21 protein-coding genes are annotated in these 18137 nt (G+C 54.7%); 19 read left to right on the top strand and 2 right to left on the bottom strand.

What is annotated here, in order from left to right; translation table 11 throughout:
• Positions 1-12: 12 nt before the first annotated feature.
• The 18 genes from fabD (at position 13) to B498_RS13990 (ending at position 15871) form a co-directional block, all read left to right on the top strand.
• Positions 13-942 (top strand): ACP S-malonyltransferase, encoded by a 930-nt coding sequence (fabD, locus tag B498_RS13905; protein WP_008500796.1) that lies wholly within the window; start codon positions 13-15, stop codon positions 940-942.
• A gap of 12 nt (positions 943-954) precedes the next feature.
• A complete protein-coding gene (fabG, locus tag B498_RS13910; RefSeq protein ID WP_008500795.1) occupies positions 955-1689 on the top strand; it encodes a 3-oxoacyl-ACP reductase FabG in 735 nt (244 codons plus the stop codon).
• A gap of 154 nt (positions 1690-1843) precedes the next feature.
• Complete coding sequence (gene acpP, locus B498_RS13915) at positions 1844-2080, top strand: acyl carrier protein (protein ID WP_003857954.1); 237 nt, start codon at positions 1844-1846, stop codon at positions 2078-2080.
• 91 nt (positions 2081-2171) lie between these two features.
• A complete protein-coding gene (fabF, locus tag B498_RS13920; protein ID WP_008500794.1) occupies positions 2172-3413 on the top strand; it encodes a beta-ketoacyl-ACP synthase II in 1242 nt (413 codons plus the stop codon).
• Between the two features lie 121 nt (positions 3414-3534).
• Positions 3535-4344 (top strand): aminodeoxychorismate lyase, encoded by an 810-nt coding sequence (gene pabC / locus B498_RS13925; protein WP_008500793.1) that lies wholly within the window; start codon positions 3535-3537, stop codon positions 4342-4344.
• A 2-nt stretch (positions 4345-4346) separates the two neighbouring features.
• Positions 4347-5369, top strand: coding sequence for a cell division protein YceG (gene yceG, locus B498_RS13930; protein WP_008500792.1), 1023 nt, complete (start codon positions 4347-4349; stop codon positions 5367-5369).
• Positions 5359-6000, top strand: coding sequence for a dTMP kinase (tmk, locus tag B498_RS13935; RefSeq protein WP_008500791.1), 642 nt, complete (start codon positions 5359-5361; stop codon positions 5998-6000). The genes yceG and tmk overlap by 11 nt, the downstream gene beginning before the upstream one ends.
• Positions 5997-7001: a DNA polymerase III subunit delta' gene (gene holB / locus B498_RS13940; RefSeq protein ID WP_008500790.1), complete on the top strand. Its 1005-nt coding sequence runs from the start codon at positions 5997-5999 to the stop codon at positions 6999-7001. Before tmk ends, holB begins: the two co-directional genes overlap by 4 nt.
• Positions 7002-7011: 10 nt before the next feature.
• A complete protein-coding gene (locus tag B498_RS13945; protein ID WP_008500789.1) occupies positions 7012-7806 on the top strand; it encodes a metal-dependent hydrolase in 795 nt (264 codons plus the stop codon).
• 297 nt (positions 7807-8103) lie between these two features.
• Positions 8104-9537 carry a PTS glucose transporter subunit IIBC gene (gene ptsG / locus B498_RS13950; protein WP_008500788.1) on the top strand — a complete coding sequence of 478 codons (1434 nt, stop codon included), beginning with the start codon at positions 8104-8106 and terminating at the stop codon, positions 9535-9537.
• A gap of 246 nt (positions 9538-9783) precedes the next feature.
• Complete coding sequence (gene hinT / locus B498_RS13955; RefSeq protein WP_008500786.1) at positions 9784-10143, top strand: purine nucleoside phosphoramidase; 360 nt, start codon at positions 9784-9786, stop codon at positions 10141-10143.
• Between the two features lies 1 nt (position 10144).
• Entirely contained in the window at positions 10145-10519 is a 375-nt protein-coding gene (locus B498_RS13960; RefSeq protein ID WP_008500785.1) for a YcfL family protein, read from the top strand.
• Between the two features lie 10 nt (positions 10520-10529).
• The gene (lpoB, locus tag B498_RS13965; RefSeq protein WP_008500784.1) at positions 10530-11177 is read left to right on the top strand and encodes a penicillin-binding protein activator LpoB; all 648 of its coding nucleotides are present in this window, start codon (positions 10530-10532) and stop codon (positions 11175-11177) included.
• Positions 11158-11970 carry a thiamine kinase gene (gene thiK / locus B498_RS13970; protein WP_008500783.1) on the top strand — a complete coding sequence of 271 codons (813 nt, stop codon included), beginning with the start codon at positions 11158-11160 and terminating at the stop codon, positions 11968-11970. Before lpoB ends, thiK begins: the two co-directional genes overlap by 20 nt.
• Positions 11971-11993: 23 nt before the next feature.
• Positions 11994-13019, top strand: coding sequence for a beta-N-acetylhexosaminidase (gene nagZ, locus B498_RS13975; protein WP_032622858.1), 1026 nt, complete (start codon positions 11994-11996; stop codon positions 13017-13019).
• A gap of 34 nt (positions 13020-13053) precedes the next feature.
• A complete protein-coding gene (gene ycfP / locus B498_RS13980; protein ID WP_008500781.1) occupies positions 13054-13596 on the top strand; it encodes an alpha/beta hydrolase YcfP in 543 nt (180 codons plus the stop codon).
• A gap of 237 nt (positions 13597-13833) precedes the next feature.
• Positions 13834-15138, top strand: coding sequence for an NAD(P)/FAD-dependent oxidoreductase (locus tag B498_RS13985; RefSeq protein ID WP_008500780.1), 1305 nt, complete (start codon positions 13834-13836; stop codon positions 15136-15138).
• 193 nt (positions 15139-15331) lie between these two features.
• A complete protein-coding gene (locus B498_RS13990) occupies positions 15332-15871 on the top strand; it encodes a glycine zipper 2TM domain-containing protein (RefSeq protein WP_008500779.1) in 540 nt (179 codons plus the stop codon).
• Between the two features lie 60 nt (positions 15872-15931).
• Here B498_RS13990 and comR read toward each other — a convergent pair whose 3' ends face one another.
• Complete coding sequence (gene comR, locus B498_RS13995; protein WP_008500778.1) at positions 15932-16567, bottom strand: TetR family copper-responsive transcriptional repressor ComR; 636 nt, start codon at positions 16565-16567, stop codon at positions 15932-15934.
• A 244-nt stretch (positions 16568-16811) separates the two neighbouring features.
• On the opposite strand from comR, the gene bhsA reads away from it, so the two are divergent.
• Complete coding sequence (gene bhsA, locus B498_RS14000) at positions 16812-17069, top strand: multiple stress resistance protein BhsA (RefSeq protein ID WP_008500777.1); 258 nt, start codon at positions 16812-16814, stop codon at positions 17067-17069.
• A gap of 74 nt (positions 17070-17143) precedes the next feature.
• Here the strand turns inward: bhsA and ldtC are convergent, their stop codons facing one another.
• Entirely contained in the window at positions 17144-18109 is a 966-nt protein-coding gene (ldtC, locus tag B498_RS14005; protein WP_025911795.1) for a L,D-transpeptidase LdtC, read from the bottom strand.
• Between the last annotated feature and the right edge of the window lie 28 nt (positions 18110-18137).

Below are 18137 nucleotides of genomic sequence, written 5' to 3'. Positions count from 1 at the left end.
AAGGAATAAAAAATGACGCAATTTGCTTTTGTGTTCCCGGGGCAGGGCTCTCAAACCGTTGGGATGTTGTCTGAAATGGCAGCACACTATCCGGTCATTGAAGAGACTTTCCGTGAAGCTTCTGATGCACTGGGTTATGATTTATGGGCGCTGACCCAGCAGGGCCCGGCCGAAGAACTGAACAAAACCTGGCAGACACAGCCAGCGCTGCTGACAGCGTCCGTTGCGCTGTGGCGTGTCTGGCAGCAGCAGGGCGGTAAAGCGCCAGCGCTGCTCGCGGGCCATAGTCTGGGTGAATACTCAGCGCTGGTCTGTGCCGGTGTGATCGCGTTTGCTGACGCCGTACGTCTGGTGGAACTGCGCGGTAAATTCATGCAGGAAGCGGTGCCAGAAGGCACAGGTGGCATGTCTGCTATCATCGGTCTGGATGATGCTGCGATTGCAAAAGCGTGTGAAGAATCTGCTGAAGGGCAGGTGGTTTCACCGGTTAACTTCAACTCGCCGGGCCAGGTGGTTATCGCTGGTCATAAAGAAGCGGTTGAGCGTGCTGGTGCTGCCTGTAAAGCTGCTGGCGCGAAACGCGCGCTGCCGCTGCCGGTCAGCGTGCCGTCCCACTGTGCGTTAATGAAGCCAGCCGCCGAGAAACTGGCGGTTGAGCTGGAAAAAATTACGTTTAACGCACCGACGATTGCCGTTGTGAACAACGTCGATGTGAAATGCGAAACCGCGCCGGAAGCTATCCGCGACGCACTGGTTCGCCAGCTCTACAGCCCGGTACAGTGGACCAAAACCGTTGAGTTTATGGCCGCTCAGGGCGTTGAGCATCTGTATGAAGTTGGCCCAGGGAAAGTCCTCACCGGTCTGACGAAACGTATTGTTGACACCCTGACAGCCTCGGCGATTAACGAGCCGGAAGCGATGTCAGCGGCACTCTCGCAATAAAAGAGGAATACCATGAGTTTTGAAGGAAAAATCGCCCTGGTGACTGGCGCAAGCCGCGGTATTGGGCGTGCAATTGCTGAAACACTGGTTGCGCGCGGCGCGAAGGTGATTGGTACAGCAACCAGCGAGAATGGCGCGCAGGCCATCAGCGAGTATCTGGGTGCGAACGGTAAAGGTCTGGTACTGAATGTGACCGAACCAGCATCTATCGAATCTGTTCTGGAAAATATTCGCGCAGAGTTTGGTGAAGTGGATATTCTGGTCAATAATGCCGGGATCACTCGCGACAACCTTCTGATGCGAATGAAAGATGACGAGTGGAACGATATTATCGAAACCAACCTGTCATCTGTATTCCGTCTGTCAAAAGCGGTAATGCGCGCTATGATGAAAAAGCGTCATGGTCGTATTATCACTGTTGGTTCTGTGGTTGGTACCATGGGAAATGCTGGTCAGGCTAACTACGCTGCGGCGAAAGCAGGTCTGATCGGTTTCAGTAAATCGCTGGCGCGTGAAGTCGCGTCCCGCGGGATTACTGTAAACGTTGTTGCTCCGGGCTTTATTGAAACGGACATGACGCGTGCGCTGACCGATGAGCAGCGTGCGGGTACACTGGCGGCAGTTCCGGCGGGTCGTCTTGGCGACCCTAAAGAAATCGCCAGTGCGGTTGCATTTTTAGCCTCTGACGAAGCGGGTTACATCACTGGTGAGACCCTCCACGTCAACGGCGGGATGTACATGGTTTAATCACGATCGAAAATATTTGCGTTATTAGGGCAAATGGCCTCAAAATAACGTAAAATCGTGGTAAGACCTGCCGGGATTTAGTTGCAAATTTTTCAACATTTTATACACTACGAAAACCATCGCGAAAGCGAGTTTTGATAGGAAATTTAAGAGTATGAGCACTATCGAAGAACGCGTTAAGAAAATTATCGGCGAACAGCTGGGCGTTAAGCAGGAAGAAGTTGTGAACTCCGCTTCCTTCGTTGAAGACCTGGGCGCAGATTCTCTTGACACCGTTGAGCTGGTAATGGCTCTGGAAGAAGAGTTTGATACTGAGATTCCGGACGAAGAAGCTGAGAAAATCACCACCGTTCAGGCTGCCATTGATTACATCAACGGCCACCAGGCGTAAGTGAACATCTCCAGGCGGTCATTCGACCGCCTGAGTTTTATCTTTTTTAGTCCCACGAATCTCTTTTTTTATCCCTCCCTGGAGGACAAACGTGTCTAAGCGTCGTGTAGTTGTGACCGGACTTGGCATGTTGTCTCCTGTCGGCAATACCGTAGAGTCCACCTGGAAAGCTCTCCTTGCCGGTCAGAGCGGCATCAGCCTAATCGACCATTTCGATACTAGCGCCTATGCAACGAAATTTGCTGGCTTAGTAAAGGATTTTAACTGTGAAGAGATCATCTCGCGCAAAGAACAGCGCAAGATGGATGCCTTCATTCAATATGGAATTGTCGCTGGCGTTCAGGCCATGCAGGATTCTGGCCTTGAGATTACGGAAGAGAACGCAACCCGTATCGGCGCTGCTATCGGCTCCGGGATTGGCGGTCTTGGCCTGATCGAGGAAAACCATACATCGCTGATGAATGGCGGACCGCGTAAGATCAGCCCGTTCTTCGTTCCGTCCACGATTGTTAACATGGTGGCAGGTCACCTGACCATTATGTTCGGCCTGCGTGGGCCAAGCATTTCTATCGCTACCGCGTGTACGTCTGGCGTGCATAACATCGGCCAGGCCGCGCGTATCATTGCGTACGGCGATGCAGATGCTATGGTTGCGGGCGGTGCTGAAAAAGCCAGTACCCCATTGGGTGTCGGTGGCTTTGGTGCAGCGCGTGCGCTTTCTACCCGTAACGATAATCCTCAGGCGGCGAGCCGTCCGTGGGATAAAGACCGCGATGGTTTCGTGTTGGGTGACGGCGCAGGTATGCTCGTGCTGGAAGAGTACGAACATGCGAAAAAACGCGGTGCGAAAATTTATGCTGAAGTCGTTGGCTTCGGTATGAGCAGCGATGCTTATCACATGACCTCTCCTCCGGAGAACGGTGCGGGTGCTGCGCTGGCGATGGAAAACGCGATCCGTGATGCGGGTATTACCCCAGCGCAGATTGGCTACGTTAACGCTCACGGTACCTCTACGCCAGCAGGCGACAAAGCTGAAGCGCAGGCTGTGAAGTCTATCTTCGGCGAGTCTGCCAGCCGCGTACTGGTTAGCTCCACGAAATCTATGACCGGTCACCTGCTGGGTGCTGCGGGTGCAGTAGAGTCCATCTACTCTATCCTTGCGCTGCGCGATCAGGCTGTTCCGCCAACCATCAACCTGGATAACCCGGATGAAGGTTGCGATCTGGACTTCGTTCCTCATGAAGCGCGCCAGGTTAGCGGTATGGAGTACACCCTGTGTAACTCCTTCGGCTTTGGCGGCACGAATGGTTCTCTGATCTTCAAAAAGGTTTGAGCCTGACGGCCCGAAAGCTATAAAAAAAGGTCCGCTTGCCGGGCCTTTTTTATTAAGCCTAATCTTCTTGTCGGTTGCATGGCATCCTGCCAGACTAAACGCCCACGCATAAGGAGCCACCATGTTTTTAATTAATGGCCTTGAGCAAGACACGCTGCCGGCAAGCGACAGGGCGACGCAGTTTGGTGATGGCTGCTTTACGACTGCGCGTATTCTGGAAGGCGACGTGTGCTTGCTTGATGCACACCTCCGCCGGTTACAAGACGCCTGCCAGACGTTACTGATCCCTTTTACGCAGTGGGAAATTCTAGAACATGAGATGCGTCAGCTGGCGTCAGGTAAAACCAGCGGTGTCTTAAAGGTTATCATTAGCCGAGGCAGCGGTGGGCGGGGGTACAGCGGTGCCGCCTGTCAGCATCCAACACGTATTCTCTCTGTTTCAGCTTATCCTGCTCACTATGCGCGCTGGCGTGAAGAGGGCGTGACGTTGACGCTGAGCCCGGTGCGGCTGGGGCGAAACCCGATGCTTGCCGGACTAAAACATCTTAACCGCCTTGAACAGGTGCTTATTCGTACTCATCTTGAACAGACGGACGCCGATGAGGCGCTAGTCCTTGACAGCGAAGGGTTCATTACGGAATGCTGTGCGGCTAATTTACTCTGGCGGAAGGGCCGTGAGGTCTTCACCCCTTCGCTGGCGCAGGCTGGCGTTAACGGCATCATGCGCCAGTTTTGTTTACAGCAGCTCGCACGTTCAGACTTTCGCATTGTCGAAGTTTGCGCAGGAGAAGACGCGCTACATACCGCCGATGAAGTCGTTATCTGCAATGCGTTGATGCCTGTTATCGCCGTCCGTGCGTATGACCAACAGCGCTGGTCTTCGCGCGAGCTGTTCCAGTTTTTAGCCCCGATATGTGAGCAAACCAGATAGTCATGAAGAAAATGTTGCGTTTTGTCCTTCTCCTTATTATTGCGCTGGGCATTGCTGGCGGAGCGGGAGTATGGAAAGTCCGCCAGCTGGCGAACAGTAAAATCTTGATTAAAGACGAGACGATTTTTACCCTGAAAGCCGGTACCGGGCGGATGGCGCTGGGCGAGCAGCTTTACGGGGATAAAATCATTAACCGTCCTCGTGTGTTCCAGTGGTTATTGCGTATTGAGCCTGACCTGTCTCACTTCAAGGCTGGTACCTACCGCTTTACGCCCGGCATGACAGTCAGAGAGATGCTGCAACTGCTGGAAAGCGGTAAAGAAGCCCAGTTCCCGCTGCGTTTTGTCGAAGGGATGCGCCTGAGCGATTACCTTAAACAGCTGCGCGATGCGCCGTATATCAAACATACCCTGAAAGATGACAGCTATCAGACGGTGGCCGACGTGCTTAAGTTTGAGCATCCTGAATGGGTGGAAGGCTGGTTCTGGCCGGATACCTGGATGTACACCGCAGGCACGACCGATGCGGCGATTCTGAAGCGGGCGCACAAAAAAATGGTCGCCGCCGTGGATGCCGCCTGGGAAGGGCGAATGGATGGTTTACCTTATAAAGATCAAAATCAGTTTGTTACCATGGCCTCGATTATCGAGAAAGAGACCGCCGTTGCTGCTGAACGCGATCGGGTGGCGTCAGTATTTATCAATCGTCTGCGCATTGGTATGCGCCTGCAAACCGACCCTACCGTCATATACGGCATGGGAGAGAACTATACGGGCAAGATTTCCAGAAAAGATCTGGAAACGCCAACGGCGTATAATACCTACGTGATTAGCGGTTTACCGCCTGGCCCGATTGCCACGCCGAGCGAGGCTTCTCTCAAAGCCGCCGCGCACCCGGCGAAAACACCGTATCTCTATTTTGTGGCTGATGGAAAAGGGGGGCATACCTTTAACACCAACCTTGCCAGCCACAATCGCTCCGTTCAGGATTATCTGAAGGCACTTAAGGAAAAAAATGCGCAGTAAATACATTGTCATTGAGGGACTCGAAGGGGCGGGTAAAACCACTGCCCGCAACGTAGTGGTGGACACGCTGAAATCGCTTGGCGTCGCCGACATGGTCTTCACCCGCGAGCCGGGCGGTACGCAACTTGCGGAGAAACTGCGCAGCCTGGTGCTGGATATTAAATCCGTTGGCGACGAAGTTATCACTGACAAAGCCGAAGTGTTGATGTTCTACGCGGCGCGCGTACAGCTGGTTGAGACGGTGATCAAACCCGCGTTGGCCGAGGGTAAATGGGTGATCGGCGATCGCCACGATCTGTCGACTCAGGCCTACCAGGGCGGGGGACGCGGTATTGACCAGACGATGCTGGCAACGCTGCGCGATGCCGTACTGGGTGATTTTCGCCCCGACCTGACGCTCTATCTGGATGTTACGCCGGAAGTGGGCCTCAAACGCGCCCGCGCGCGCGGCGAGCTGGACCGCATTGAACAAGAGTCCTTTGATTTCTTTAACCGCACCCGTGCGCGCTATCTTGAGCTGGCGGCACAGGATAGCGCTATTCGTACCATCGATGCGACGCAGTCGCTGGATGACGTCACGCACAACATCCAGCAGACCGTTACGCAGTGGGTACAGGAGCAGCAGGCATGAAGTGGTATCCATGGTTGCGTCCGCACTTTGAGCAGCTGATCGGCAGCTATCAGGCGGGGCGGGGGCATCATGCGTTACTGATTCAGGCATTGCCAGGGATGGGGGATGAGGCGCTAATTTATGCCCTCACCCGTTTTCTGATGTGCCAGCAGCCGGAAGGGCACAAAAGCTGTGGTAAGTGCCGCGGCTGCCAGCTGATGCAGGCGGGCACACATCCTGACTACTACACCCTTGAGCCTGAGAAGGGCAAGAGCGCGCTGGGTATTGATGCCGTGCGTGAAGTTAGTGAAAAATTGTACGAACATGCGCGTCTGGGTGGCGCTAAGGTCGTCTTGCTCAAAGACGCCACCCTGCTGACCGAGGCGGCGGCTAACGCCCTGCTTAAGACTCTTGAAGAGCCGCCGGAAAAAACGTGGTTTTTCCTCTCGTGCCGCGATCCGGGACGATTGCTGGCGACGTTGCGCAGCCGCTGCCGTCTTCATCACCTTGCGGTGCCTCAGGAATCATGGGCGCTGAGCTGGCTGGAGCGAGAGGTGACAACGTCACCTGAAAGTGCGCTGTCCGCCTTGCGCCTGAGTAGCGGCGCGCCCGCGGCGGCGCTGGCCTTGCTGCAACCTGACGTCTGGTCACAGCGAGAAGCGCTCTGCCGGGCCGTTGAAGCGGCGCTGAATAACAACGACTGGCTAAGCTTACTCCCGACACTTAACAGCGATAGTGCCGTTGAGCGTCTGCACTGGCTGGCCGCGTTGCTGCTGGATGCCCTTAAAATTCAGCAAGGGGCAACGCTGCTGACTAACCCTGACGCGTGGCCACTGGTGAGTACGCTGGCGAACCGCCTCTCCGGCGCGATTCTTCATGCGATGCTTCATGAAGTTTGCCAGAGCCGCGAACAGCTTTTAACCGTGACGGGTCTTAATCGCGAGCTTTTACTGACCGACCAGTTACTGCGTATTGAACATTACCTGCAACCCGGCGTCACACCGCCAGTTTCCCATCTCTGAGAGAGACATTATGTTTTTAGTCGACTCACACTGCCATCTTGATGGCCTGGATTATCAATCCCTGCATAAAAACGTGGATGACGTGCTGGAAAAAGCCGCTGCCCGCGATGTGAAATTCTGCCTTGCGGTGGCGACGACGCTGCCGGGTTATCGCACCATGCGTGAGCTGGTGGGCGTTCGCGACAACGTGGTGTTCTCCTGCGGCGTGCATCCGCTGAATCAGGACGAGGCGTATGACGTTGAGGAACTGCGCCGACTGGCAGCAGAAGAGGGCGTGGTGGCGATGGGGGAGACGGGCCTGGACTATTTTTACACGCCGGAAACGAAACCGCGGCAGCAGGAGTCCTTCCGCCATCATATCCGCATTGGCCGCGAACTGAACAAGCCGGTCATTGTGCATACCCGTGATGCGCGTGCCGATACCCTGGCGATCCTTCGGGAAGAAAACGTGACGGATTGCGGTGGCGTACTACACTGTTTCACAGAAGACAGAGAAACGGCGGGTAAACTGCTTGATTTAGGGTTTTATATTTCGTTTTCCGGGATCGTGACGTTCCGTAACGCTGAGCAGCTCCGGGATGCCGCGCGTTATGTTCCGCTCGATCGCATTCTGGTGGAGACAGACTCTCCGTATCTGGCCCCGGTACCGCATCGCGGTAAAGAGAACCAACCGGCGATGACGCGAGACGTGGCTGAGTACATGGCCGTACTGAAGGGGGTCAGCATCGAAGAGCTGGCCCGCGTGACCACGGAAAACTTCTCAACGCTGTTCCATATTGACCCCGCCCGCCTGCAATCTGTCTGATACACTTGTTTTTTTTAGGCTCGTAATTAATAAATAAAACGAGTAAAGTTCACCGCCTCATTTGGGGCGGTGAGGGTGTTTTTAGACACATCCGGACATGCTTTTTGTAAATAACTGAAAGTTTTTCGACCGCCTTAAGCTGAAACGTGATAGCCGTCAAACAAACTCAGAGGGAATTATTTTACTCTGTGTAATAAATAAAGGGCGCTTAGATGTCCTGTCCACGGCACGGTACTCCCCCCGGGCCAATGCGTGAAAGCGTAAAAAAAGCACAAATACTCAGGAGCACTCTCAATTATGTTTAAGAATGCATTTGCTAACCTGCAAAAGGTCGGTAAATCGCTGATGCTGCCAGTATCCGTACTGCCCATCGCAGGTATCCTGCTGGGTGTCGGTTCTGCTAACTTCAGCTGGCTGCCAGCCGTAGTGTCCCATGTGATGGCCGAAGCAGGCGGTTCTGTCTTTGCTAACATGCCACTGATCTTCGCGATCGGTGTGGCTCTGGGCTTCACCAATAACGACGGCGTATCTGCGCTGGCTGCAGTGGTTGCTTACGGCATCATGGTGAAAACCATGGCTGTGGTTGCGCCGCTGGTTCTGCATTTACCGGCAGAAGAGATCGCCGCGAAACACCTGGCGGACACCGGTGTTCTGGGCGGTATCATTTCCGGTGCGATTGCAGCGTACATGTTCAACCGCTTCTATCGCATCAAGCTGCCTGAGTACCTGGGCTTCTTCGCGGGCAAGCGTTTCGTTCCGATCATCTCTGGTCTGGCAGCGATTTTCACTGGCGTGATCCTGTCCTTCATCTGGCCACCAATCGGCTCCGCTATCCAGACCTTCTCTCAGTGGGCTGCTTACCAGAACCCGGTCGTGGCGTTTGGTATCTACGGCTTCATCGAGCGTTGCCTGGTGCCATTCGGTCTGCACCACATCTGGAACGTTCCATTCCAGATGCAGATTGGTGAATTCACCAACGCAGCAGGCCAGGTATTCCACGGCGATATCCCACGTTACATGGCGGGTGACCCAACTGCAGGTAAACTGTCTGGTGGCTTCCTGTTCAAAATGTACGGTCTGCCAGCAGCGGCGATTGCTATCTGGCACTCTGCTAAGCCAGAGAACCGTGCAAAAGTGGGCGGTATCATGATCTCCGCAGCGCTGACCTCGTTCCTGACCGGTATCACCGAGCCGATCGAGTTCTCCTTCATGTTCGTTGCGCCGATCCTGTACGTTATCCACGCGATTCTGGCGGGCCTGGCGTTCCCAATCTGTATTCTGCTGGGTATGCGTGACGGTACGTCCTTCTCTCACGGTCTGATCGACTTCATCGTTCTGTCCGGTAACAGCAGCAAACTGTGGCTGTTCCCAATCGTGGGTGCGTGCTATGCCGTTGTTTACTACACCATCTTCCGCGTGCTGATTAAAGCACTGGACCTGAAAACCCCAGGCCGTGAAGATGCGACAGAAGACAGCAAAGCGGGCGCGACCAGCGAAATGGCTCCGGCACTGGTTGCCGCGTTCGGCGGTAAAGAGAACATCACTAACCTGGACGCGTGTATCACTCGTCTGCGTGTGAGCGTTGCCGACGTCGCGAAAGTAGACCAGCCGGGTCTGAAAAAACTGGGCGCAGCGGGCGTGGTTGTTGCAGGTTCTGGTGTACAGGCAATTTTCGGTACGAAATCCGATAACCTGAAAACTGAAATGGATGAATACATCCGCAACAACTAAGCTGTGACCTGGGGAGACTAAGGCAGCCGAATGGCTGCCTTTTTTATTTCTGTCTTAAAAAAATGCAGCAGCACGCTTTAACGGTCACTCTTCGTTCAGCTGATGAACATTCAGGAAAGAAATCGAGGGAGGAGGTTGAAAGGACAGGAGAAACTCGCTCATACTCTTGAATTGTGTCACGCACTCAACCAGAGCGTGTGTTAACAGCAATTGCTCGCGCCAGATTAAACAAAAAAGGAAAAGGTCATGGCTGAAGAAACGATTTTCAGTAAAATTATCCGTCGCGAAATCCCGTCGGATATCGTCTATCAGGATGAACTGGTAACGGCTTTCCGGGATATTTCCCCTCAGGCCCCGACGCACGTCCTTATCATTCCCAATATTCTGATTCCGACCGTAAACGACGTAAAAACCGAGCATGAAGTGGCGTTAGGTCGTATGCTGACGGTGGCCGCGAAAATCGCTGAACAGGAAGGCATTGCAGAAGACGGTTACCGTCTGATCATGAACTGCAACCGTCATGGTGGCCAGGAAGTTTATCATATTCACATGCATCTGCTGGGTGGACGTCCTCTGGGGCCGATGCTGGCTCATAAAGGTCTTTGATATGCGTAAAGGGCGTATTGCAGCGCTGGTATTGACGATGATGATTGTGGGGTGCAGCTCGCGCCCGGCGATCCCCGTGAACGATGAACAGACGCTGGTGATGGAATCCTCCGTGCTTGCCGCGGGCATCACGGCGCAACAACCCGTGCTGACCATCAGTGAAATCAATTCCTCTGCCTCCTCTACGCTCTTTAATGAAAGACATGAACCCGTGACGGTCCACTACCGTTTTTTCTGGTATGACGTAAGAGGTCTTGAAATGCATCCGCTGGAGGCGCCGCGCAGCGTCACCATTCCGGCCAGATCGTCGGTAACGCTCTATGGCAGCGCCAACTATCTGGGTGCGCATAAGGTGAGACTTTATCTTTATCTCTAAGGGGTGAACCTTGATTAAAAACTTGAGCCGCTATGCGCTCGTGACAGCTTTCGCGCTGTTCCTGGCGGGGTGTGTGACCCGAACTGAACAGCCAGCGCCTGTGGAAGAGGCGAAACCGGGCACTGAACAGCCGACACAGCCAACGCAGCCGCAGCCAACCGTGCCGTCTGTGCCGTCTATTCCGTCACAGCCTGGCCCGATTGAGCATCCGGACCAGACGTCACAGCCCACGCCGCGCGTGCGCCATTACGACTGGAACGGCGCAATGCAGCCCATGGTCGGCAAAATGCTGCAGGCACAGGGCGTGACGGCAGGCAGCGTGTTGCTGGTTGATAGCGTGAACAACCGTACCAACGGTTCGCTGAACGCGGGCGAAGCGACGGAAACGCTGCGCAATGCGCTGGCAAACAACGGTAAGTTTACGCTGGTCTCGGCTCAGCAGCTCGCGGTAGCCAAACAGCAGCTGGGCCTGTCGCCGCAGGATAGTCTCGGCACACGCAGCAAGGCGATCGGCATTGCCCGTAACGTTGGCGCACAGTATGTGCTGTACTCTAACGCCACCGGTAACGTGAATACACCGGCCCTGCAGATGCAGCTGATGCTGGTTCAGACAGGCGAAATTATCTGGTCAGGTAAAGGTGCGGTTACGCAACAATGACAGCACGCGTGAAGAGATTCTGACGCGCTATTTTCCTCAGTACCGCCTTATCGCGCCGCAGGCCCACTCCGGGCTTGGCGGCGCGAGTTGCATTATTGCGCAGGGTGAGCAACGCCTGGTCTTGCGGCAACATCACGACCCCTATGCGCCTGCCTCCCATTTCCGTCGTCAGTTTCGCGCCCTGAGGCGTCTTCCGTCAGATCTCGTGCCTGCCCCCCGTTTTTTCAGAGAGAGCTGGATGGCCGTCGACTATCTGGACGGTGACGTGAAAAGCGCGCTGCCGGACACGCCGGCGCTCGTGGCAATGCTGTATCATCTGCACCGGCAGCCACGTCTGGGATGGCGAATCACGCTATACCCGCTGCTTGAACGCTACTGGCAGCAGGCCGCGCCTGACAGACGCACTCCAGTGTGGCTGGCACATCTCAAGCGGTTGCGTAAAGCAGGCGAGCCGCAGCCGATTCGGCTATCGCCGCTGCACATGGATGTTCATGCCGGAAATATTGTGCATACGGCAGAGGGCATCAGGCTCATCGACTGGGAATACGCCGGAGATGGCGATGTGGCGCTGGAGCTGGCAGCAGTCTGGACGGAGAGTGACGACGCGCGGCAGACGCTTATCAGGGACTACGCCGAGGTGGCGCACATTGACGCCGACGCGCTCAGGCGTCAGGTCAAACGCTGGCGGCCATGGGTTGTCATGTTAATGGCTGGCTGGTTTGAAATGCGCTATCAACGGTCAAGAGACAAACATTTTATTGCGCTGGCAGACGATGCCTGGCGTCAGTTATAAACGAAAGGATAAGAGAGGTGGATGTGGGTCCAGTCATGTTGGATGTAGAAGGGTTTGAACTGGATGCGGAGGAGCGTGAAATTCTGGCGCATCCGCTGGTGGGGGGCCTGATCCTGTTTACCCGCAACTATCACGATCCGGCGCAGCTGCGCGAGCTGGTGCGTCAGATCCGCGCCGCGTCGCGCAACCATCTGGTGGTCGCCGTCGATCAGGAAGGCGGACGCGTGCAGCGTTTTCGCGAAGGGTTTACCCGCCTGCCGGCGGCCCAGTCTTTTGCCGCGCTGCTCGGCACGGAAGAGGGCGGGAAACTGGCGCAGGAGGCCGGCTGGCTGATGGCCAGTGAAATGATTGCCATGGATATCGACATCAGTTTTGCCCCGGTTCTGGACGTGGGGCATATCAGCGCCGCCATTGGCGAGCGCTCGTACCATGACGATCCGCGCATTGCGCTGGCCATGGCGACCCACTTCATTGACGGCATGCACGATGCCGGGATGAAAACCACCGGGAAACACTTCCCTGGACACGGGGCGGTAACGGCGGACTCGCATAAAGAGACCCCGCGCGATCCGCGCCCGGAAGCGGAAATTCGCGCCAAAGATATGTCGGTGTTCAGGTCGCTTATCACCGACAACAAGCTGGATGCCATCATGCCTGCGCACGTGATTTACAGCGACGTTGATCCGCGTCCTGCCAGCGGCTCTCCGCACTGGCTGAAAACCGTTCTGCGTCAGGAGCTGGGCTTCAATGGCGTGATTTTCTCTGACGATCTATCAATGGAAGGGGCGGCGATTATGGGCAGTTACGCTGAACGCGGTCAGGCGTCGCTGGATGCAGGTTGCGATATGATCCTGGTCTGCAATAATCGTAAAGGTGCCGTTAGCGTGCTGGATAACCTGTCGCCGATCAATGCAGAGCGTGTTACACAATTGTATCATAAAGGTTCATTTAGCCGTCAGGAGCTGATGGATTCGGCGCGCTGGAAGACGGTCAACGCCCGGCTTGAAGACCTGAATGAGCGCTGGCAGGCACATAAAGCCAGCCTGTAAACCCCCCCGGAAGGCGTAGCGTGGTGAGAAGACGATGATCATCTATTTACACGGTTTTGACTCAAACAGTCCTGGTAATCATGAGAAGGTGCTGCAGCTGCAGTTTATCGATCCGGATGTCCGGTTGATCAGCTACAGCACGCGCCATCCGAAGCATGATATGCAGCACCTGCTCAAAGAGGTGGACAAGATGTTGCAGCTCAACGTCGACGATCGGCCGTTGATTTGCGGCGTGGGGCTGGGCGGCTACTGGGCAGAGCGGATTGGCTTCCTGTGTGACATCCGTCAGGTGGTATTCAATCCCAACCTTTTCCCGAACGAAAACATGGAAGGCAAAATCGACCGCCCGGAAGAGTATGTCGATATTGCGACCAAGTGCGTCAGCAATTTTCGGGAGAAAAACCGTGACCGCTGCCTGGTGATCCTGTCGCGTAACGATGAGGCGCTCAACAGCCACCGGGCAGCAGAACTGCTGCATCATTACTATGAAATTGTCTGGGACGAAGAACAGACCCACAAGTTTAAGAATATCTCCCCGCACCTCCAGCGCATCAAAGCCTTTAAAACGCTGGGCTAAACCACAGCCTGCCGCTTCAGAAACCCGGTCGCGAACGCGCACCGGGTTTCTTTTTGTCCAGAATTGTCTACTTTTAAGCCATCAAAACTTGATGCATATCAATTTTGGTATGACCAATGCGCCTGACGTGGTATTCTCAATGCACCTGAATGGTTTCAGTGCTGTAACCTGTTGTTAATTAAGGGTTATTTTTATAACTTTTAATTAACAATTGGTTAATAATTTGAGGGGGTCACGTTGACTACGCCATTGAAAAAGATAGTGATTGTAGGCGGTGGTGCTGGCGGGCTGGAGCTGGCGACACAGTTGGGTAAGAAGCTGGGGCGCGGTAAAAAAGCCAAAATCACGCTGGTGGATCGTAACCACAGCCACCTGTGGAAACCGCTGCTGCACGAAGTAGCGACCGGCTCTCTGGACGAGGGCGTGGACGCGCTCAGCTATCTGGCACACGCGCGCAACCATCATTTCCAGTTCCAGCTGGGCTCGGTGGTGGACATCAACCGTGAAAGCAAAACCATCACTCTGGCAGAACTGCGTGATGAAAAAGGGGAGCTGTTGGTTCCTGAGCGCAAGCTGCCGTACGACACCCTGGTCATGGCGCTGGGCAGTACCTCCAACGACTTCAACACGCCGGGTGTGAAAGAGCACTGTATCTTCCTCGATAACCCGCACCAGGCGCGTCGTTTCCATCAGGAAATGCTGAACCTGTTCCTGAAGTACACCAGCAATATGGGTGCGAACGGTAAGGTCAATATCGCCATTGTCGGCGGCGGTGCGACGGGCGTTGAGCTGTCCGCTGAGCTGCACAATGCTGTGAAGCAGCTGCACAGCTACGGTTACAAAGGGTTAACGAACGAAGCGCTGAACGTCACGCTGGTCGAAGCCGGTGAACGCATTCTGCCTGCGCTGCCTCCGCGTATTTCCGGTGCGGCGCACAATGAACTCACCAAGCTGGGCGTGCGGGTGCTGACGCAGACCATGGTGACCAGCGCCGACGAAGGCGGCCTGCACACCAAAGACGGCGAGTATATCAAAGCGGATCTGATGGTCTGGGCGGCAGGTATCAAAGCGCCTGACTTTATGAAAGATATCGGCGGCCTGGAAACCAACCGCATTAATCAGCTGGTCACGGAGCCAACGCTGCAAACCACGCGTGACCCTGAAATCTTTGCTATCGGTGACTGTGCCTCCTGCGCCCGTCCTGAAGGTGGATTCGTGCCGCCGCGCGCCCAGGCTGCACACCAGATGGCAAGCCTGGTCCTGCACAACATTCTGGCGCAGTACAAAGGTAAGCCAATGAAGGCCTATGTTTACAAAGACCACGGTTCTCTTGTGTCTCTGTCAAACTTCTCAACCGTCGGCAGCCTGATGGGCAACCTGATGCGCGGCTCGATGATGGTAGAAGGGCGCATTGCCCGCTTCGTGTACATCTCCCTGTACCGTATGCACCAGATTGCGCTGCACGGCTACTTCAAAACCGGGCTGATGATGCTGGTGGGCAGAATCAACCGCGTGATCCGTCCGCGTCTGAAGCTGCACTAATCTTTCACTCCCTCCGGGCTCTCCGGAGGGAGTTTTTAGCATTTCATGCTGTAGATCACAGTTTGACTGCTTAAGAGTTCTCCTAAATAGAATATATCTCCTCGCTATGCCCCTTTTTTGATCCTTTATCTGATTGGCGAAGCCGTGCCTCCATTGCAAAATTGTTACCAATAGCAACAAAGGAGGAAGTCCCGTGAATAAATCAATGTTGGCGGGTATAGGGATTGGCGTCGCGGCTGCGTTAGGTGTGGCTGCCGTTGCCAGTCTCAACGTATTAGACCGCGGCCCGCAGTATGCGCAGGTGGTTTCTGCTACACCGATTAAAGAAACGGTAAAAACGCCTCGTCAGGAGTGCCGCAATGTCTCCGTGACGCATCGTCGTCCGGTGCAGGATGAAAACCGTATCGCCGGTTCTGTTCTGGGTGCGGTAGCGGGTGGCGTGATTGGTCACCAGTTTGGCGGCGGCCGGGGTAAAGATGTGGCGACCGTGGTCGGCGCGCTGGGTGGCGGCTATGCCGGTAACCAGGTGCAGGGCGCGATGCAGGATAATGATACCTACACCACGACTCAGCAACGCTGCAAAACCGTCTATGACAAGTCGGAAAAAATGCTGGGTTATGACGTGACGTACAAAATTGGCGATCAGCAGGGCAAAATCCGCATGGATAAAGACCCGGGCACGCAAATTCCGCTCGATGGAAATGGCCAGCTGGTTCTGAATAACAAAGTGTAAAAAAGATGTTCTCTGAATTTAGCTCCTCATGCGCTCAGGCTGAGGAGCTTTTTTTTTGCTTCAGATTTTGAGTAGCTCAGGCCACAGCCGCAGCGTGGTGTCGCTAATATTCTGCAGTTTTTCCAGCGTTGCCCCTTCACGGGCGCTGATCGACATCCCCTGCAAAATACAGCTCAGGTATTGCGCCAGCAGCTGAGGGTTGCACTGTGCAGGGATTTCACCGCGCTGCTGCCGCTGAGCCAGAAAGGCGCTCAGCGTCTCCTCCTGCATGGCATGACGCGATTTCACCGTATTGGCAATCTCTTTCGAGGACGCCGCCAGGGTGGCAGAGGTGTTAATCATAAAGCAGCCCGCAGGCGTGTCCTTACTGGTGAAGCAGGTCGCGACGGCGGTGAAGTAATCCCGAAGCGCCTGTTCGACGCTTTTCTCTTCACAAAACAGCTGGGCTTCGTGTTTCGCCGCAAAGCGCGAAATGTATCTGTCCAGCACCGCCCTGAACAGCCCCTCTTTATTGGTAAATTCGGCATAGAGCGTCGGCGCTTTGGCGCCGGTGGCTTCTACCAGATCGGAAAGCGAGGTTGCTTCATACCCATGTTGCCAGAAGAGAGTCATGGCCTTATCAAGCGCTGCATCCCTGTCAAACACTTTTGGTCGGCCACGGCTTTTCTTTGCACAACTCGTGACGTCGGTTGTCATGTGCCGTTGGTCCTCTGTTGGTTTGTTGAATGACCATTATAAAAATAAACGCAAGTCACCACCAGCGCTGAATGCTTAAAAATAAATTAATCATATGAGTATGAAAAATAACGACTTTAAAATTAAGTTAACGACCATTATAAAATTATGTTGACGTGTGAGATGGATCACACTTATGATTTACCTATCGATCGTTAACTAAATAGCTAACGACCTCCAAATTCATCTGCTAAAGGTAAACATCATGAAAAACGTAAAAACCCTCATCGCTGCTGCTGTCCTGAGTTCACTCTCTTTCGCAAGCTTTGCGGCTGTACAGGTACAGTCCACCCCGGTCGATCAGCATAAAGTCGGGACGATCTCTGCCTCTGCCGGGACTAACCTGGGTTCACTGGAAGATCAGCTGGCGCAAAAAGCGCAAGAGATGGGTGCAAAATCTTACCGCATCACCTCTGTGACCGGTCCTAACACCCTGCACGGCACCGCCGTCATCTACAAATAAGCCGGGCATAAACCCTCATTTATGCCACTGCAATAAAAAACGCCCTGCTTAGCAGGGCGTTTTTTATTTATGATTTACATCGATTGCTGGATGACATCGTGATGCCGGGTGACATCGGTCGGCATGCCTGAGCGGGCCTCCATTGCGCGCTCCATCACCTCGCTGTTGGTATTCGCATTCGTTTTAAAGCTTACCATCGCGGCATTCAGGTTAATGGGCAGCGTCTGCGGGTCATCGCCAATGTTTTTCGATAGCGGCTGATGAATTTCAACCAGCCGCACGCCGCCCGGCTCCTCAGAAACCTTGATCGGCGTATTGATGATATTGACTTTGGTACCCGGCGTAACGACGTTAAACAGCGTTTTGATATCGTCATCGCGCAGACGAATGCAGCCGGAGCTGACGCGCATGCCGATGCCAAAGTCCGCATTCGTTCCGTGCAGCAGGTAAACGCCGCCGTAGGCCGCCAGACGGATCGCGTGGTGACCCATCGGGTTATCCGGGCCTGCTGGCACCACGGCTGGAAGATCGATGCCCTGAGCTTTATACCGGGCACGAATATTGGCCGTTGGTGTCCAGGTTGGATTCGCGCGTTTATCCGAGACGGTGGTGACCATCGTCGGCGTCAGGGTGTCGCCGCCCAGCTGACCAATACCAATCGGGTAGACGGTCACCTCATTTTTACCCGGCGGGTAATAGTACAGACGCAGCTCCGCCAGATTTATGACGATCCCCTCACGCGGAGCGTCCGGCAGGATAGTCTGTAACGGGATAGTCAATACGCTGCCCGCGCGCGGGACGTAGGGGTCGACGCCAGGGTTCGCCTGCAGCAGGGCCAGAAAACCAACGTTATATTTTTTGGCAATGGCTTCCAGCGAACCGCCATTATTTTCAACCACATGAAAGCGGTTTTCCCCCACCACCTTGCTGCCGGGCGGAGGAAGGGGCCAGGTATTTGCGCGAGCGGGAAGCGCAACCGCAACGGTGGCTGCCAGCGCAAACAGGGTTAACCAGCGAGTCATACGCGAAGAGATCATCACCATAGTCCATGTAAATGATAAGGTTATT

Origin of the sequence: Enterobacter sp. SST3 (genome assembly GCF_000286655.1) — a bacterium.
In the GTDB taxonomy this organism is placed as follows: domain Bacteria; phylum Pseudomonadota; class Gammaproteobacteria; order Enterobacterales; family Enterobacteriaceae; genus Enterobacter; species Enterobacter roggenkampii.
The sequence above is the reverse complement of the archived record's forward strand: the minus strand, read 5'-3'. Positions and strand labels throughout refer to the sequence as shown.

What these genes read in the sequence shown, in the direction of transcription:
- fabD (WP_008500796.1), top strand. Translation starts at nt 13, where the DNA reads ATGACGCAATTTGCTTTTGTGTTCCCGGGGCAGGGCTCTCAAACCGTT.
- pabC (WP_008500793.1), top strand. Translation starts at nt 3,535, where the DNA reads ATGTTTTTAATTAATGGCCTTGAGCAAGACACGCTGCCGGCAAGCGAC.
- bhsA (WP_008500777.1), top strand. Translation starts at nt 16,812, where the DNA reads ATGAAAAACGTAAAAACCCTCATCGCTGCTGCTGTCCTGAGTTCACTC.
- fabG (WP_008500795.1), top strand. Translation starts at nt 955, where the DNA reads ATGAGTTTTGAAGGAAAAATCGCCCTGGTGACTGGCGCAAGCCGCGGT.
- ycfP (WP_008500781.1), top strand. Translation starts at nt 13,054, where the DNA reads ATGATCATCTATTTACACGGTTTTGACTCAAACAGTCCTGGTAATCAT.
- B498_RS13945 (WP_008500789.1), top strand. Translation starts at nt 7,012, where the DNA reads ATGTTTTTAGTCGACTCACACTGCCATCTTGATGGCCTGGATTATCAA.
- ptsG (WP_008500788.1), top strand. Translation starts at nt 8,104, where the DNA reads ATGTTTAAGAATGCATTTGCTAACCTGCAAAAGGTCGGTAAATCGCTG.
- hinT (WP_008500786.1), top strand. Translation starts at nt 9,784, where the DNA reads ATGGCTGAAGAAACGATTTTCAGTAAAATTATCCGTCGCGAAATCCCG.
- holB (WP_008500790.1), top strand. Translation starts at nt 5,997, where the DNA reads ATGAAGTGGTATCCATGGTTGCGTCCGCACTTTGAGCAGCTGATCGGC.
- tmk (WP_008500791.1), top strand. Translation starts at nt 5,359, where the DNA reads ATGCGCAGTAAATACATTGTCATTGAGGGACTCGAAGGGGCGGGTAAA.
- yceG (WP_008500792.1), top strand. Translation starts at nt 4,347, where the DNA reads ATGAAGAAAATGTTGCGTTTTGTCCTTCTCCTTATTATTGCGCTGGGC.
- B498_RS13960 (WP_008500785.1), top strand. Translation starts at nt 10,145, where the DNA reads ATGCGTAAAGGGCGTATTGCAGCGCTGGTATTGACGATGATGATTGTG.
- comR (WP_008500778.1), bottom strand. Translation starts at nt 16,567, where the DNA reads ATGACAACCGACGTCACGAGTTGTGCAAAGAAAAGCCGTGGCCGACCA.
- acpP (WP_003857954.1), top strand. Translation starts at nt 1,844, where the DNA reads ATGAGCACTATCGAAGAACGCGTTAAGAAAATTATCGGCGAACAGCTG.